A 17114-nucleotide genomic window follows, 5' to 3' on the forward strand; every position below is an offset into this window, starting at 1 on the left:
AGCTTGCGCTGAAGCCTAGCCAACTTTACTTGATTGGCCTTGAAACTATTGATCGGGTCGAATACTTGACCACTAGACGTTGTAATTAACTTTTTAACACCTAAATCAATGCCAACGGCTGATTTTGATGGGTGGACTGGTGCTTCTACTGTGTTTTCAGCACCAAATGACACATACCATTTCCCGACATGCTTTGAGATTGTGACGTTCTTAATCTCACCCACAATATTTTGTGATTTTCTGAATTTCACAACGCCAATGTCATTAGGTAACTTAACTTGGTTGCCTTTAACCCAACAATATCTGCCAAATTGAACAATACGAATGGAATCATAACCATCAGATTTCTTTTTGAATCGTGGCATAAGTGGTCTAAGTTGAACTTCACCACCATCGGATAATTTAAAAAATCGTGGCTTCTTAGCTCTAAATGGTTTTTGCTTTAACTTAGCTTGTTCCTTTTTGTTAAAAAACTTCCCCCAAGCATCACCAAGATCACGAACTTTTTGTTGGAGTGAAACGCCATTTGAGCTGTTTTCTAGAAAAGCACATTCAGGTTTTTTGCGTAATTCAGGAATTTTATTGACTAAATTAACTTTGTTGATTCGCTCATTATTAGCAAGCATCTCGAACGAAACAGCTAAAATTTGATTCCAAACAAAACGTGCAGAGCCAAGCAACTTGTTTAAAACAAGCTCCTGTTCCGCATTAGGCTCAAGCCTAAATTTGTACGCTTTGTTGATCTTCATTTCGCCTTAAATCTATTTAGATACAGAAACTTAATGCAAATTATTCTATCATATTGCACTAAAAAAAAGTCGTGAAATTCACCTCCACCCTAATGTTGGGTGGAGTCCTCTTTCACACTAAAGATAGCAGGAGTTTTGTCTCAGTGGGAATGTTTTAGTTTGAAATTTACCTTTTAAGATTGCTCGGCATGTACATCTTCAAGCACTAGCGCCTGATGATCATTGGTAACCATCGGCAAATGCACAGTAAAGGTCGTACCACGGCCCTCTTTGGAATCTACAGCAATTTGACCATGGTTCAGGTCAATAAAGCGCTTGCAGAGTACCAGACCCAAACCTACCCCTTTCTCTTCAGCTGTGCCTCTGACACTCACACCCAAAGTCGGTTTAAACAGATTCTGCATCTGTTCTTCGGTCATGCCCAGGCCAGTATCCTGAATCGTAATCTTGACCTGCTCGCCTTCCATCTCTGCAGCTAAAATCACTTTACCGCCTTGATTCACCGGGGTAAATTTAAGCGCATTCGACACCAGGTTTTGCAAGACAGAGGTAATCATGTTGATATCCGCATGTACCTTGATGTCTTCAGGAATATTATCGACCAGTTCGATCTTTTTATTTAAGGCCAAACTTTTCAGAACACCACATACAATCTTGCTGGACTGTTTCAATTCATAATTGATCGGATGATAAACAAAGCGCCCACCCTCTGCCATCGCCCAAGTCAGCAGGCTTTCCAGCAGGTTATAGGTCGATTGTGCATTATCATATAAATAATCCGCAATACTCTGAATACTGGATTCATCCAGTGTGTCACGTTCCTGTGCCAGTACTTCGGAAAAGCCGAGCAAGCCGTGAAACGGTGCACGCAGATCATGCGCAATAATCTGGAAAAATTTAGTTTTACTGAAATTTTGTGCGCATTGCTGCTCGTATAATTCTTTCAACTCAGTATGTTCTTGATTGAGCTGAATTCGAATCACTAAACTTTCAGCAAATTGTTTGATGGTGGCAATATCGTCCTGATCGAACCCTTCAGTCTGATCATCAAAGAAAATGACCTGTCCAAAAGACACACCGCTACTTGATTTTAAATTAAAGGCGACTAATCTCTGATGCGCTACACCGAGATCTTTCACATAATTTGACAATTCTGTATAAGCAGGATGCGTCTGGTCAATGACATCTGACTGTTGCAGATACGCAGGCAGATTCACTTCCTGTGGGGCGTGCAAGGCCCGAAAACCGCGCGGACAGCTGTACCAGATATAGGGCTCCGTGTGGAAGCGAATAATGCTGGTTTTAACGTTTAAAACTTTACGGGCGATCTTACAAAAGGTGTCTAATAGGTTATTGGAGGTATAGACACCTAAAATGAGAGATATACGGCACGAGCTTAATTGCTCCGTATTCTGACCGACCTCTAGCAGTTTTAGTTCCATGTCTGCCTCTCTGAATGTTTATGGAATATAGAAAACACTGCCGACCAAATTCATACAATCAATAACAAAGATTCTATATTTACTCAACGATGAAAACCCACCTCTAGGTTAAAGGATTTGTTAACCTGTTTCTATCCAGATACATTCTTAACTGCAAGGTACTGATATTTAATTGATTAAGAATAACTTGAAAATTTACTATTCTAAAAAAACCTACATAAGTATTTGAAATTAATATATCTCACCTAAAATAAGTATCTTTATTTGTATTTACTGTAACACAGTACTGAATAAAAAATACCCACCATCGCTTTTTACTCTATTTAAAGTAAAAGCTAATGATTTTTCAACTATATAGTTTGACCTTATGATTAAAAATAGATTTTATATCAGGCTTCATCTATCTAATAACACTCAGAATTATTTTTTAATTTTTAAAACTATCTTAACAATTCCAGTCTACGAAATATTTAAATATCAGGATATTGACTAAAAACAGGCCAAAAAAGCCACTGAGAATTGTAAAGATTTTACATTCATTAACAAATTAATTGCAGAAATTTTGTATTTTTTATCATCAATGCAGTTTTAGAAGCTGGAATAGTAATATTAAGATAGACCACTTATAGACTATGCATGTCCAAGTCAAACCAATCAGTTCAAAACAGCTATAAAAAAGCGGCCTAAAAAAGACCGCCTTTTTACATGGCTGCTTAATTGTCAGAAATCAACGCCACTTGCTGTACATAGTTAAACAGCTTTAATTTAGAAGCATTCACTTCTTCTTCAGGTGCTTGATTCTTTAAATCACGGTGTACCCGAAGATAATGTTGACGTAAGGTATGACGCTCTGTCGCATTATAGGTTTTGGTAAATTCATTGATGGCTGGATCACCATCTTTGACAATTCGATCCACCCAACGCTGTAATTGAGCTGTCTTTTTAAGACCTTGTTTAGGTGTTAAATAAGACAAAATTACCGTTTCATTTTCATTGCGTAATAATTTACCAATCCGTGAAAATTGACGGCGACGTGCTTCATGCGAACTAATTGCCTGCACATCAAGTAAGGCGTCAATCAAACGCTCATCTACGGGTAGGTTTTTAATTTGTTTAGCGCTCAGCTCTGCAAGCTGCGCACCTAAAGCAGCCATACGCTGGACTGCTTTTTTCTGTTCGGTCTTACTTGCGCGTCCCTCTAAAGAATCAAAATCTTCTTCAGTTAAACTGTTCGGTCGACGTGCCACGATTAATCTGCCTCATAAAATTTTGCTGCAAATAGTGCCTGAATTTCAGATAAGGCTTTGTCCTCGTCTGCTCCTTCAATCACTAAGCGTAAAGTTGTTCCTTTGCCTGCACCAAGCATGAGCAATGACATGATATTTTTGGCATCTACCAATTTGTCAGCCTTGCCAATCCGAATACTGGAACGAAATTTGGTGGTAACTTCTATCAGTTTACCAGATGCGCGTGCATGTAAACCCAATTTATTAATTACGTCAACTGTCGTATCAATCATGACCAGTGCTTCATTTCTCGATGGAGGACTTGAATAGACCATTTTGCCTCAAGGGCTTTTTTTAGTCTATCCACAATATAAACAGAACGATGCTGACCACCGGTACAACCTATCGACACGGTCATATAATGACGATGCCCTTCGGCAAAGGTCGGCAACCACTTGTCCAGAAAATGATACAGATCATTGAACATGTCCTCGACCTGATCGCTCTTTTGTAAAAACGCCTGCACCGGCTGATCTAGCCCTGAAAATTTGCGCAGTTCCAGTTCCCAATGCGGATTTGGCAAATGCCGGACATCAAAGACATAATCGGCATCCAGTGGAATGCCATGCTTATAACCAAAGGATTGCAGAATCAGGATCAGGTTATCGGCCTGTCCCAGCTTGGACAATAAGGTATGTTTCAGGTCATGTACGCTTTTATCGGTAGTATCGATATGAACTGTAGAACGCAACTGAATCGGCATCAACAGGATTTTTTCTTCCTGAATGCATTGATTCAGACTTTTAAAGCGTGACGCCAGAGGATGCGGCCGACGCGAAGCACTAAAGCGGGCAATCAGCTCCTGATCCTGCGTGGTCAGATAGATAATATCGACCGAACCATGCTGTTGCAGCTGCTCAAATACATGATCAAATTCTTGTAAATCTGCCCGGGTACTGCGCACATCGACGCCCAGCGCCAACTGTTCCAGATTATTTTCACTGTCCAGTTTGGCCACGATTTCGGGAAGCAATGCCAAAGGCAGATTATCAATACAGTAATAACCCAGATCTTCAAGCACCTGTAATGCAGATGATTTCCCCGAACCAGATTGTCCCGTGACGATTAAAATGCGCTTCATGCATGCTACCCTTTCATCTTAGCCGGCAGTGTATTTAACCTGCAGGTTATCGATCAGACGTGTATTCCCCAACTTTGCAGCTATAAATAACACAAGATCTTGATTAAACGTATGAATTTTTTGTAATTCTGGAGTTCTGGCTTCAATATAATCCACTACAAATCCAGCATCGGTTAAAGTCTGGCGAAGCTCCGCCAATACCGTATCCAGTTCCACGCCTGCCTGTAATTGCTGTTCAGCCTTTTGCAAGCTTTGATAAATGACCGGTGCGATTGCACGATGCTCTTCGCTTAAATAACCATTGCGCGAACTTAAAGCCAGGCCATCTTCTGCACGGGCAATCGGCACACCAATTACTTCCAGTGGAATATTCAGATCTTGTACAAACTGACGAATGACCGCCAATTGCTGATAATCTTTCTGGCCAAAGAAGGCGTAATTCGGCTGTACGATGTTAAACAATTTAGTCACCACCACCGCCACACCATCAAAATGACCGGGACGCTGTAAACCACATAAATCATTGGTAATGTCAGAAACACTGATATTGGTCAGACGCGGTTTTTTACCATACATTTGCTCAACCGTCGGCGCAAAAACGATGTCACAACCGACCTCTGCCAAAAGCTGCTGGTCCTGCTCAAGCGTGCGCGGATAGCTATCAAAATCTTCATTGGGTCCAAACTGGATCGGATTGACAAAGATACTGACCACCACTACATCACACAACTTACGCGCTTCACGCACCAGGTTTAAATGCCCCTGATGCAGATTGCCCATGGTCGGTACAAAACCGATAATCTTGCGACTGGTACGCGCCGGATTTAAGGATGCCGCTAAGCCCTGAATAGTGGTTTCTGTTTTCATCTTACAATTCAACCTGAAAAGTTTGTTCTGGTGCCGGGAAAGATCCATCTAAAACTGCAGCATGGTAGGCTTTAAAAGCATCTAGAATGGCGGTCGCACCCGATTGTTCTTGCATAAAATTACGTACAAATTTTGCAGTGTGGCCAAAGGTCAGGCCCAACATATCCTGAACCACCAATACTTGTCCGTCAGTGGCTGCACCCGCGCCAATGCCAATGACCGGAATCTGCGGAAACAGTTCGGTGATTTCCTGGCCAAGCTGTGCCGGTACGCATTCGAGTAACAATAGTGCAGCACCCGCCTCTACTACTGCTTTACAGTCCGCAATGAGCTGATCGGCCGCTTCACGAGTACGAGCTTGCAGCTTATAACCGCCAAACACATGTACCGACTGCGGAGTAAGACCCAAATGCACACACACCGGAATGCCGTTACGTGTCAGCACTTGCACGGTTTCTGCCAACCATGCGCCGCCTTCCATCTTGACCATTTGCGCGCCGGCCTGCATCACGGTTTTCGAGCTTTGCAAGGCATCATTCAAGGTGGCATAGCTCATAAATGGCAAGTCAGTCATGATAAAGGCATGCTGGTTACCACGGCGTACCGCAGCCGTATGATAAGCCATATCTGCAACCGTAACCGGCAAAGTCGAATCACGGCCCTGAATTGACATTCCCAGAGAATCGCCAATTAAAATGCTGTCCACTTCGGCAATTTCCATGGCTTTGGCCATACTGGCATCATAGCAAGTCAGACATGAAAATTTGCGTCCATCTGCTTTAAAGCGTCTTAAATCACTCAGACTGACCATGAAAATGTTCCTCTATGCTTGAAAGTTCTGACGAAGCTACCATCACTTAAAAATTAAATATTTGCCCAGTTGCTGTCATCGAGTACCGCGAGGGTCGACTGTTTAACGATGTCCAGGTCTTTTAATTTGTGTCCATGAACCTGTATTTCAGGATCAATATCCAGAAGTGGAATCAGGACAAAATCACGCTGTAATACCCCGACATGCGGCACAGTTAAACGTTCATTTTGAATCTGCTCATTGCCGTAGATTAGTAAGTCCAGATCCAGCGTACGTTCGCCCCAATGACGTAAACGTACCCGACCGGCATCCTGCTCAAAAGCTTGCAGACGATCCAGCAAGCTTAAAGCAGCCAGATCGGTATTTAACTGCACCACTGCATTCAGATAGTTCGGCTGATCCTGTGGCCCCATCGGTGGACTTTGATACAGATGCGAAGTTTTCACCTGCCCCAAGGTCGCCAGTTTCTGTACAGCTTCTGCCAGAATCTGGCGTGAATCGCCTAGGTTACTGCCTAGGCCAATATACGTCACGATCATTGTGTTGGTCCAAACACCACCTGGCTCAGATCACGTTTTACCCGCTGACGTTTCATAATCGGATGATCTGCGCCAATTTCACCGCTGGCACTGGCTGCCACATGCGACAGAGGTTTCGCCTTGTCTTCAAACTTGGCTTTACGCACCCGACGATTGCGTGGTTCAGGTTCATTCACTAACGGTTCAATCTCGGTGAGATCTTGCTGCTGGGTCAATTTCTGTTCCAGATGTTCTTCTTGACTCGCCTTGCGACGGCTCTTGGCACGCTGACGGTTATACTGGCTAATGGCCCGTTCTTTCTCGTCACCGCTCATTTGCTGGTAAGCATCCCACCAGCTGCCCATGCCTTGTGCAGTTGCATCGCCTGATTTTTCACGCAGCAGCAAAAAGTCAAAGCCGGCACGGAAACGCGCATGGCTGGACAAGGCCTCGATTTGCTGTGGTTTTGGATTCAACAAACGAGTCTGCATTTCCCAGACTTCACGAATAAAGGTTTCCGCAAAACGTGGAATAATGGTACGAGTCGCCTGACGTTTTAACACGTCCAGACCAGCTTGGGCACGAGCTTCGGCGGCTACCACGCCTTTATTTAGATAGAATTCACAACGCTCGAGGAATGGCTGCCATAACAATACCGCATAGAAAAATGCCGGGTTGATGGTCTTGCCGATAGAAATACGCTGATCGGTATTTTTCGCAGCGCGTTCCATAAACGGCGTAATTTCAGGCTTGATATCTGCAAATAACTGCTGCCAGATCCCGAAATCGATCAACATGGGCAAGACACGATTCAGATGTCCCATGGTGAACAGTTTCTGTGATTCATCATAAAGTCGATGTGGAGAAACATCACGCAGCAACTGGGTCATTTCCGGCGTAAAGACATCCAGAATCGCTTCATCAATATTAAAGTTCAGCTTGGCGGCAAAACGTAAGGTTCGTAGCATCCGCACCGGATCTTCTTCAAATCTTAAAGTCGGATCACCGAGTAAGCGTAAGGTTTTGCTGTGGATATCATCCACTGCATTGCAGAAATCCAGCACAATGCCTTTACGCGGCTGGTAATACATTGCATTGATGGAGAAATCACGGCGGGCAAAATCCTGCTCGATGCTGCCCCAGTTATTATCACGCAGAATCATCCCCGCGGCCGAGGTCACTGCTTTTTTTGGTGGTGCACGGAAGGTTGCCACTTCAACCAGTTCCCGCCCTGAATAGACATGCGCCAGTTCGAAACGTCGTCCGATAATTCGACAACGTCGTCCGAAAACTTCCTTGACCTGAGCCGGGGTTGCATTGGTAACTGCATCGAAATCTTTAGGATTCAAACCTAACATCAGATCTCGAACACCACCACCCACGATATAAGCTTCATAGCCTGCCTTGTTTAAGGCATCAATCACATCGAGAATATAAGAAGGTAATTGAGCGGTTGATAAACCACATTTTGACGCGCGCAAAGTTTGCAAAAGACGCTGTCTCCTACGTCTGAACGTAAAATTCTAAGATGACGCTAATCATATCGCTTACACGACTAAAGGGCAATTTGATTATGTCAATCCTGCGAGTCAAATCAATCAGCTAGTCATGATCCGTGCTGTCGCCTTACAAGGCCAGTTTGGCCTTGTTTTTGGCAAATAATGCCGGTCCAATGCCTTTGACCAGCTGGATTTCCTCAATGCTTTTGAATTTTCCGTTTTTTTGTCGATGTTCAATAATCGCTTCAGCCTTCTTTTGACCAATGCCATTCAGCTGCTGTAATTGCTCCACAGTCGCACTATTTAAACTGATTTTATCAGCAGCAGAAGATGCCGATAATGCAGGCTTCGCCAGATAGTGATTGCTTTCTGATGAAGCCATAGCGGCAGCTTTTTTCTTTAGGCGCGCATCATGTTGCTGTTGCTGGGTCTTCCATTCCATATAATCGGTCGCAGTCGCATGCGCAGTTCCGATAGAAATAAAGCCCAGCCAACAACTTAAAAGAAGACTAATCCACGTTGGACCGATTCGATAAGGTATTTTTTTCATGTGCTGCTCTTTGTTTTAATTCTAATTTAGCCTGTTCCCAGAGCTGATCAAGTTCAGTCAGTGACAGCTTTTCCAGGTCTAATTGTTGTAATTGTGCCTGATCTTCCATCAAGGCAAAGCGGGTTCGAAATTTATGGATCGTCCCCAATAATGCCATCTCACTGGAGATGCCAAGTTTACGTCCAACATTGACCAGAGAAAATAAGCAGTCGCCAAATTCTTCCTGTATTTCATCGGAATTTTGTCCGGCTACCGCTTCTTTTAATTCAGCCAGCTCTTCTTCCAGCTTGGCATAAGCACCCGCCATGTCCGGAAAATCAAAACCGATTTTGGCGACATTTTTTTGAATTTCATCAGCCTGCGCCAAAGCCGGTGCATGTTTAATCTGATCCAGGCGTGAACGCGGCTTGCCCTGCTTTTCTTGCTGTTTGATTTCTTTCCATAGCTCGGACACATCTTCCGGACTCATTTTTGCAAATTGTTCAGCTTGAAATACATGCGGATGACGGCGAATCAGTTTATCGGTAATGGCCTGTACGACATCCTGAAAATCGAAAGCGCCCTGCTCGCTATACATTTGCGACTGGAACACCACCTGTAACAGCAAATCACCCAGCTCATCGCGGACATCATCGACTTTTCCAGAGCGGACTGCTGCTTCGACTTCGTAAGCTTCCTCAATGGCATATTTAGTCAGAGATTCAGGGGTCTGTTGCTGATCCCATGGACATTTTTCACGTAATTCGCGAATGACCTTGAGTAGTTGTTCCATATTCAAAAACCTCTTTTTTACCAAATAGTCGCGTCAATCTGCCAGTTTCTTGTTATGCTCAAAAAAAAGACAATAAGGAGATCAGGCACATGCACAGTATATTGATTAGTGGTGCAGCACAAGGAATTGGTGCCGCGACGGCCGCCCTATTTTACCAGCACGGCTACAAGGTGGGCATTTATGATGTTCAGGTGGAGCAGGCAGAACAACTGGCCCAGCAATTGGGCGAACATGCCAAAGCCGGCTTTCTCGATGTGGCTGACTATGCTTCCTGGGAAACAGCTTTAGCCGAATTTTCAGCTTGGGCAGGTGAAATCAATATTCTGGTCAATAATGCCGGGATCTTATATTCAGGGCCTTTTGAAGATACCACCATTGCGGCACATCATCGGACTCTGGATATTAATGTCAAAGGGGTCATGAACGGCTGTCATGCCGCTTTCCCTTATTTAAAAGAATCTTCATTTGCCCGCATCATTAATCTATCTTCCGCTTCGGCGATTTATGGCCAGGCCGATTTAAGCAGTTATTCCACCAGCAAGTTTGCAGTGCGTGGCCTGACTGAAAGTCTGGATATTGAGTGGCAACCCTATGGGATTCGAGTCTTGGATGTCATGCCGCTTTTCGTCAGTACGGCCATGGTCAAAGATATGCAGGCAGAAAGCATCAAAAAGATGGGCGTGCATTTAAAAGCAGAAGATGTTGCACAAGATATTCTGAAACTGGCAGAACTCAAAGATTCCATCTGGCAAGCAACGCATCATCCGGTCGGATTCAAAAGCCAGTTTTTATTTCATTTGTCGCGGATGAGTCCACAATTTGTGAATCGGCTGAGTAATCTGCTCATTTCCAGAAAATAAAAAATATTGGAATTCATTCTATTTAGACAGTTTGATGAAGCTGAATCACGGGAAATCTCAATCCCTTGCAGGAATCCTCACTTTGCCAGGCCACGGTGAGCATGCAGCCAGCAAGCGTATAATTTTGATAGGCATAGATGCCAATCTCTGGATGTTCGCAGCGCCCACCATTTTGCTCAGGATGGATATTGGTATTGAGTTCGTTGAGGTTGATCCGGATTCCCAAGCCTGATGCCTTTAACACGGCCTCTTTGGTCGTCCAGACTTTAAACCAGTATTCAGGGTCATAAGCCAGCGCTTGCCAATTTTTGAGTTCTTCAGGATGGAAGGCGTGCTGTGCCAAAGCTTCAAAACGGACTTTACGGCTCAGTTCTTCAATATCGATTCCCAAGTTTTGGACATTCCTGCTCGTGGCCAGGGCGTAGAAATTTTGACTATGACTATGATTAAAACTGAAATCCGGATAGTCATTTAAATAAGGCTTGCCAAAATTCGTCCGTACCACCTGTTGATCGCTAACTGGCAATTCAAAAGATTGGGATAAAAGCTGATTGCGCAAAAACGCCACTTCGCGTTTCCGTTCGGCAACCTGGGTTTTGCGGTCTGACAATTGATCATAAGTCAGATTAGAGAGTTGATGCAGATGTATTTGAATCAGCCGGGCCACGTGAATCCATTCAAAAAGACATAAACTAATGGGAGTGTAAAAGAATTTACACTTTTATTGGGAGAGAAATTCATTATTTTATCAAAACAAAAAGCCTGCTTTACGCAGGCTTTTTATCCGAAAAATTTAAACTATAGAATTAACGTTTAAATTTCTTCTCGGCTTTCTTGAACTTCTGTACATAACGACGTTTACGCGCAGCTGCACGCTCATCCACTTGAGACTTACGGCCTTCAAACGGGTTTTCAGAAGTTTTAAACTCGATTTTAATCGGTGTACCTTCAAGCTTGTACACTTTACGGAACACGTTTTCCAGGTAACGACGATAATCCGCAGGAGTTTTATCCACCTTGTTTCCGTGAATCACGATCGTTGGCGGATTTTGTCCACCCATGTGTGCATAACGCATTTTAATACGACGACCCTGAACCATAGGCGGTTGGTGGGCATCTGTCGCATCATTTAAAATCTGGGTGATTTTTGCTGGTGACACTTTCAAACGAGATGAATCATAAGCACGGTGAATCGATGGATAAAGATCGCCCACACCCGTTCCATGCAATGCAGAAATCAAATGTACTTTGGCCCATGGAATAAAATCGAAGCGACGCTCTACATCGAGCTTACATTGCTTACGATCATATTCAGTCATGTTATCCCATTTGTTGACTGCAATGACCATGGCACGACCCGCTTCAAGCGCATAGCCAATCAAATGCAAATCTTGCTCAACAATACCATCACGCGCATCAACCACAACAACAATTACGTTGGCATCTTTCATTGCCTGTAAAGTTTTAACAATCGAGAATTTCTCAATCATTTCATCAACTTTACCTTTACGGCGCACCCCTGCAGTATCAATCAGGGTGTATTGACGGCCATCACGCTCGAATGGAATATAAATCGAGTCACGTGTTGTACCCGGCTGGTCAAATGCCACCACACGCTCTTCACCGAGCAAACGGTTCACCAGCGTTGACTTACCGACGTTCGGACGACCAATAATCGCTAAACGCAGACCCGTGTTTTTGTCATGCTCTTCCGGATTTTCATCTTCCGGTACATCAGCAAGTACATCTTCCAGCATCTGCTGAACACCACGACCATGGCTGGCTGCCACTTGTAGCGGCTCGCCCATACCCAGTTTGTAGAATTCAACCAGGGCAGCTTCAGCATGTACGCCATCAACTTTGTTGGCAACCAGAAAGACTTTTTTGCCTAAAGTACGCAATTCACGGGCAATCTGTTCATCAGAAGCCAGCAGTCCGGCACGCGCATCAACCACAAAAATGATGATGTCAGCTTCATGAATGGCAGTTTTGGATTGCTCTGCCATATATGAATCAATACCACCTTCATTTTCACCAATACCGCCGGTATCGACCACAATAAAGGATTTATTTTGATAGGTAGCATCGCCATATTTACGGTCGCGTGTCAGACCTGCAAAGTCTGCCACCAATGCGTCACGGCTCTTGGTAATCTGGTTGAACAGCGTCGATTTTCCGACGTTCGGACGACCAATGAGCGCAATTACGGGTTTCATAGAGTAACCTTTATTTAATATCAGGCGTCAAAGTGGCCTGAACATCAGAAAGCATAGGAAGATATAAGGGGTAAATACCCTAAATAAAAACACGGGGCATTGATTTTTCAATCACCCCGCGTTCACAAAAATACGGTTGTGGCTAGTTTAGCATAAGGCTCGTTAAAATTAACGGTTCTGCCAAATGCTTAATGCGCCCTTGCGTGTAGAAACATAAAGCTGGTTGTCGATGACTCGTAAGCTACGCACTTCCCCAGAGGTTTTCGAACGACCAGTAATCTGTCCGGTACGCGGATCAATCAGGTGCAAGACACCATCCAGATCGCCGACTACAAGATCAGTACCTAGCATCACCGGATTACTTAACTTGCGATTCAGCAACTGGTCATTTTCCCAAAGCGGTTGACCCGAGGTAATTTCAAAGGCTTTGATTTTGCCATCGGTTTGCGCCACAAATACACCATTGCCCACAACTTCTGGACGCTGGATACTGCTGGCATCTTCACTCCAGACCACCTGTTGTGAAGCTAAATCCAGCACAGTCACCTGACCTTGATAACTGGTGGTCACCACAAACTGGCCTGCAACGACCGGTTCCCCGTCAATATCAACCAGACGCTGGATATCAGAACGCCCATCCGACACTGCGACACGACGCTGTAATTTTGGCACACCGCTTAAGGCATCCAGTGCATAGATATAAGCATTGGAAGATGCAATCAGTACATTACGAGCATCTAATGCAACAGGTGCAGCCATGCCACGCAGGCTGAATTGTACATTAGGTAAGTTATAAGTCCAAACTTGCGCACCCGTCGCAATTTCATGCGCATATACTGTGCCGTCATTGCTCACGCTAATGACACGACCAGCATGAATTAATGAAGGTGCCAGTAAAGCACCCGTCAATTGCGCAGTCCATTTTTGCTCGCCGGTTTGCTGATCCAGCGCAAACAGCTGACCTTTCTGGTTACCCACGACAACAAGACCTTCAGCAGCTTCAACACCAGAACTTAAATTGTCTTTGCTGACTTTTTTCTGCCACAGACGCTGTTTGCCTTTAAATGCAGACACTTCGCCTTTCGGATCAATTGCAAAGACCACACCATTATCTGCATCCAGACGTAAACGCAACGGATCAGCAGCATCTGTCGAAGCCACACTGGTGGAAAATACAGGGACCAGGGTTTTGGCTTGAGTCAGTTTTGGAAGTGGATTCGGTTTTACTTCTGGAACTTTATTGGTTTTACCCGCACAGCCAGCCAATGCAAGCGTTAAAACAGTCAAGGCACAGGTAATTTTGTATTTTCTATTCATTCAGCTTCTTCCGCTTGTGTTTCTATAATTGGGCGTTCGATTTCCGGATCATCGACCAATACGCCTACGCTTTCGAGCTTAATTTGTAAAATCTGACGTTCTTCTTTACGTTCAATCAAAGCATCCCATGCACTTTGATATACTTTTTTAGCATTTTCAATATCATTTTTGGCAACATAGATATCGCCACGTGCTTCATCGGCAGTTGCTTTAAATGCAGGCTCAGTAACCGCTTCTAAAGTTTTCAATGCAGCATCATATTTTTTCTGTGCCAGTTGTGCATAAGCCAGACGAAGTTTGACCACCTGAACCAGACCTTTATCGTCTACTTTCGAGTTTTCAACTTTCTGTAGCGCTTTCTCGGCCGCAGCATAATCTTCTTTTTCATAAGCCAATTTCGCCATCACTAGCTGGGTCTGAATCGCCTGAGCTGAATCAGGTGCTTCCTTGACAATCTTGTCCGCAGCTTCAGACAACTTGGCAAAACCATCACCTTTCGATGCCTGCGCATCATCCATCAACTGCTGAACCTTGGCAGTGTGCATTTGCGACTCTGCCAAGTTTTTCTTCTGCCAATATTCCCATCCAAAAAAGGCAATCAGCGCAATTAAAATCCCGGTAATCATCGAAGAACCATATTTCTTCGTAAAGGATTTTAAGCTTTCAAACTGTTCATCACCACTCATTGCGCTCATGAGATTACCCTTTTCCTAATGTTTTATCGATTATTTTGAAGAAATTTTAGTACTAAAAAATGCAACGAAGTCCGTAAATGGTACATTCGATTGCTCTGCGGTTGCCAGCTCTTTCACAGTAAACGCCTGAGCTTCCAGTTCACGCTCGCCCAAAATCGCTGCATACAAAGCACCGGCTTGATCGGCCTTTTTCATTTGCGATTTCATTGAACCTTGTGAGCCTACTTTCAGACGAACCTGACTGCCTGCTGCTTCAAGCTGATCACGGATCTGTTCGGCAATGACCAAAGCCTTACCTTGAGAAGTCGGTTCAGCCACCAGGAATACTTCACAATCACGTGTCGGGGTATTGTCTTCAACCTGTTCCAGCAGAAGCAATAAACGCTCGATACCCATGGCAAAACCAACTGCAGGAACAGACTGATCTGCCTTTCCTTTAAGCTGTCCCACCAGGCCGTCATAACGGCCACCGGCACAAACTGTACCTTGTGAACCCAAATGGGTTGTGGTCCATTCAAAAACAGTTTTGTTGTAATAGTCCAGACCGCGTACCAGCTTTTGATTGATCACGAAGCTCACGCCTGCATCAGTCAAATACTGCTGTAACTGGGCAAAGTGCGCCAGAGTTTCTTCACCCATAAAATCATGCAGTTTCGGTGCATTTTCTAAGATACTTTGTGTTTTGGCATCTTTAGAATCCAGAATACGCAGTGGATTCGTGGTCAGACGGCGCTGAGAATCTTCATCCAGATCCGCTTTATGTGACTCTAAAAACTTAACCAGTGCTGCACGGTAAGCTGCACGCTCATCCGACTCACCGAGTGTGTTGAGTTCTAATTGAACTTTGTCTGCCACACCCATACGTTTCCACAGACGCGCCGTCATCAGAATCAGTTCTGCATCCATATCTGGCGTTGCTACACCAAAGGTTTCTACACCAAACTGGTGGAACTGACGGTAACGGCCTTTTTGCGGTTTTTCATAACGGAACATGGGTCCGATATACCAGACGCGAGGCGTCGCACCGCGTAGCAGGTTATGCTCCAGCATGGCACGTACACAACCCGCCGTTCCTTCAGGACGCAGCGTCAACGACTCAGGCGGATTCCCCTTGTCGAGGAAGGTATACATCTCTTTTTCAACGATATCGGTTGCATCACCGATCGAACGTTTAAACAAATTAGTCTGTTCTACGATAGGCAAACGAATTTGTTGATAGCCATAGGCATCCATCAAACCGGATAGATGCTGTTCAAGACGTCTCCAAGCTGGGGTTTGCGTTGGGAGAATGTCATTAAAACCTTTGATTGCGACGATTGAACTCATGATCTACTCAGGAAAACTTGTACGAATAATTTCTTTAGATTTAGCTTCTTCAAGCTCGGTAACACGTTGACGAACCATGGTTTCGATTTCATCAACCAATTGATTCGTGTCAATTAAATGGCTCTTTTCACCATTACGGTATACTAGTGAACGTGGTGCTGCACCTACAACACCAATATCCGCTTCTTTGGCTTCGCCCGGCCCATTCACCTTACACCCGATCACGGACACATCCATTGGAGTACGAATATCTTCTAAACGCTCTTCAAGTTGCTGCATCACCGAAATCACATTAAATTCCTGACGTGAACAGCTTGGGCAGGCAATGAAGTTAATCCCGTTGGAGCGCAGACCCAGCGATTTCAGAATATCAAAACCAATTTTAATTTCTTCTTCAGGCTCGGCAGCTAAGGAAATACGCATGGTATCCCCGATGCCTTCCATCAGCAGGCCACCCAAAGCGATCGCAGATTTAACCGAACCGGTACGGTAAATACCTGCTTCTGTGACACCCAGATGGAGCGGATTATCAATTTGCTGTGACAGCAAACGATACGCATCCATGGTCAGAAACACATTCGATGCTTTGACTGAAATTTTAAATTCCTGGAAATCCAGACGGTCTAGAATATCGATATGACGCATTGCAGATTCAAGCAGTGCTTGACCAGTCGGCTCGCCATATTTCTTTTGAATATCTTTTTCCAGGGAGCCGGCATTGACACCGATCCGCATGGAAATGTCGTTATGACGTGCTGCGGCCACAACTTCACGAATTTTCGCTTCAGAACCGATATTGCCCGGGTTAATCCGCAGACAATCTGCACCCAAATCCGCAACTGCCAAAGCAATTTTATAATCGAAGTGAATATCGGCGACCAAAGGTACATTGACCTGCTTGCGAATTTCACCAAATGCCGCCGCGGCTTCCATGGTAGGTACAGAAACCCGCATGATGTCTGCACCGGCATCTACACAGCGCTGAATCTGTGCAACCGTAGCTGCTACATCACAGGTTTCAGTATTAGTCATCGACTGGATACTGATTGGTGCATCACCACCCACATAAACTGAACCCACACGAATTTTACGTGTTGGACGACGTTTAATTGGATTTACGATCAT

18 protein-coding genes are annotated in these 17114 nt (G+C 44.4%); 1 reads left to right on the top strand and 17 read right to left on the bottom strand.

Annotated features, from left to right (window positions below; all coding sequences use genetic code 11):
- The 11 genes from PV763_RS14305 to mazG form a co-directional block, all read right to left on the bottom strand.
- Window positions 1-749: RNA-guided endonuclease InsQ/TnpB family protein (locus PV763_RS14305; RefSeq protein ID WP_420938092.1), on the bottom strand; the 749-nt coding region annotated here is incomplete at its 3' end.
- Window positions 750-922: 173 nt separating this feature from the next.
- The gene (locus PV763_RS14310; protein WP_262458175.1) at window positions 923-2191 is read right to left on the bottom strand and encodes a sensor histidine kinase; all 1269 of its coding nucleotides are present in this window, start codon (window positions 2189-2191) and stop codon (window positions 923-925) included.
- Between the two features lie 713 nt (window positions 2192-2904).
- On the bottom strand, window positions 2905-3438 hold the full coding sequence (gene yjgA / locus PV763_RS14315) for a ribosome biogenesis factor YjgA (RefSeq protein ID WP_004278333.1): 534 nt from the start codon (window positions 3436-3438) through the stop codon (window positions 2905-2907).
- Between the two features lie 2 nt (window positions 3439-3440).
- Window positions 3441-3710, bottom strand: a complete 270-nt coding sequence (locus PV763_RS14320) for an HPr family phosphocarrier protein (protein WP_016806787.1) — start codon at window positions 3708-3710, stop codon at window positions 3441-3443.
- Window positions 3707-4558, bottom strand: a complete 852-nt coding sequence (gene rapZ / locus PV763_RS14325) for an RNase adapter RapZ (protein WP_004278335.1) — start codon at window positions 4556-4558, stop codon at window positions 3707-3709. Before rapZ ends, PV763_RS14320 begins: the two co-directional genes overlap by 4 nt.
- 18 nt (window positions 4559-4576) lie before the next feature.
- The gene (gene panC, locus PV763_RS14330; protein ID WP_004647479.1) at window positions 4577-5425 is read right to left on the bottom strand and encodes a pantoate--beta-alanine ligase; all 849 of its coding nucleotides are present in this window, start codon (window positions 5423-5425) and stop codon (window positions 4577-4579) included.
- A 1-nt stretch (window position 5426) separates the two neighbouring features.
- Window positions 5427-6236 (bottom strand): 3-methyl-2-oxobutanoate hydroxymethyltransferase, encoded by an 810-nt coding sequence (panB, locus tag PV763_RS14335; protein ID WP_004278337.1) that lies wholly within the window; start codon window positions 6234-6236, stop codon window positions 5427-5429.
- A gap of 53 nt (window positions 6237-6289) precedes the next feature.
- Complete coding sequence (gene folK / locus PV763_RS14340) at window positions 6290-6775, bottom strand: 2-amino-4-hydroxy-6-hydroxymethyldihydropteridine diphosphokinase (RefSeq protein ID WP_004278339.1); 486 nt, start codon at window positions 6773-6775, stop codon at window positions 6290-6292.
- Window positions 6772-8244: a polynucleotide adenylyltransferase PcnB gene (gene pcnB, locus PV763_RS14345; RefSeq protein ID WP_420938093.1), complete on the bottom strand. Its 1473-nt coding sequence runs from the start codon at window positions 8242-8244 to the stop codon at window positions 6772-6774. Before pcnB ends, folK begins: the two co-directional genes overlap by 4 nt.
- Before the next feature lie 136 nt (window positions 8245-8380).
- Window positions 8381-8803, bottom strand: coding sequence for a ComEA family DNA-binding protein (locus PV763_RS14350; RefSeq protein WP_420938094.1), 423 nt, complete (start codon window positions 8801-8803; stop codon window positions 8381-8383).
- Window positions 8763-9575 (bottom strand): nucleoside triphosphate pyrophosphohydrolase, encoded by an 813-nt coding sequence (mazG, locus tag PV763_RS14355; RefSeq protein ID WP_420938095.1) that lies wholly within the window; start codon window positions 9573-9575, stop codon window positions 8763-8765. Before mazG ends, PV763_RS14350 begins: the two co-directional genes overlap by 41 nt.
- 89 nt (window positions 9576-9664) lie before the next feature.
- Here mazG and PV763_RS14360 point away from each other — a divergent pair, with 89 nt between their 5' ends.
- Window positions 9665-10435 (top strand): SDR family oxidoreductase, encoded by a 771-nt coding sequence (locus PV763_RS14360; protein ID WP_004278346.1) that lies wholly within the window; start codon window positions 9665-9667, stop codon window positions 10433-10435.
- Between the two features lie 22 nt (window positions 10436-10457).
- Here the strand turns inward: PV763_RS14360 and PV763_RS14365 are convergent, their stop codons facing one another.
- The 6 genes from PV763_RS14365 to ispG form a co-directional block, all read right to left on the bottom strand.
- The gene (locus tag PV763_RS14365; protein WP_004733036.1) at window positions 10458-11102 is read right to left on the bottom strand and encodes a 4'-phosphopantetheinyl transferase family protein; all 645 of its coding nucleotides are present in this window, start codon (window positions 11100-11102) and stop codon (window positions 10458-10460) included.
- Between the two features lie 139 nt (window positions 11103-11241).
- Window positions 11242-12651, bottom strand: coding sequence for a ribosome biogenesis GTPase Der (der, locus tag PV763_RS14370; RefSeq protein WP_004278348.1), 1410 nt, complete (start codon window positions 12649-12651; stop codon window positions 11242-11244).
- 168 nt (window positions 12652-12819) lie between these two features.
- Entirely contained in the window at window positions 12820-13968 is a 1149-nt protein-coding gene (gene bamB, locus PV763_RS14375) for an outer membrane protein assembly factor BamB (protein WP_004733039.1), read from the bottom strand.
- Window positions 13965-14663: a YfgM family protein gene (locus PV763_RS14380; RefSeq protein ID WP_004733041.1), complete on the bottom strand. Its 699-nt coding sequence runs from the start codon at window positions 14661-14663 to the stop codon at window positions 13965-13967. Before PV763_RS14380 ends, bamB begins: the two co-directional genes overlap by 4 nt.
- A gap of 30 nt (window positions 14664-14693) precedes the next feature.
- Entirely contained in the window at window positions 14694-15989 is a 1296-nt protein-coding gene (hisS, locus tag PV763_RS14385) for a histidine--tRNA ligase (RefSeq protein WP_121980028.1), read from the bottom strand.
- A gap of 3 nt (window positions 15990-15992) precedes the next feature.
- Window positions 15993-17114 (bottom strand): flavodoxin-dependent (E)-4-hydroxy-3-methylbut-2-enyl-diphosphate synthase, encoded by a 1122-nt coding sequence (gene ispG, locus PV763_RS14390; protein ID WP_004278355.1) that lies wholly within the window; start codon window positions 17112-17114, stop codon window positions 15993-15995.

The sequence above is a fragment of the Acinetobacter sp. AS5 genome, assembly GCF_048957595.1.
Lineage (GTDB): Bacteria > Pseudomonadota > Gammaproteobacteria > Pseudomonadales > Moraxellaceae > Acinetobacter.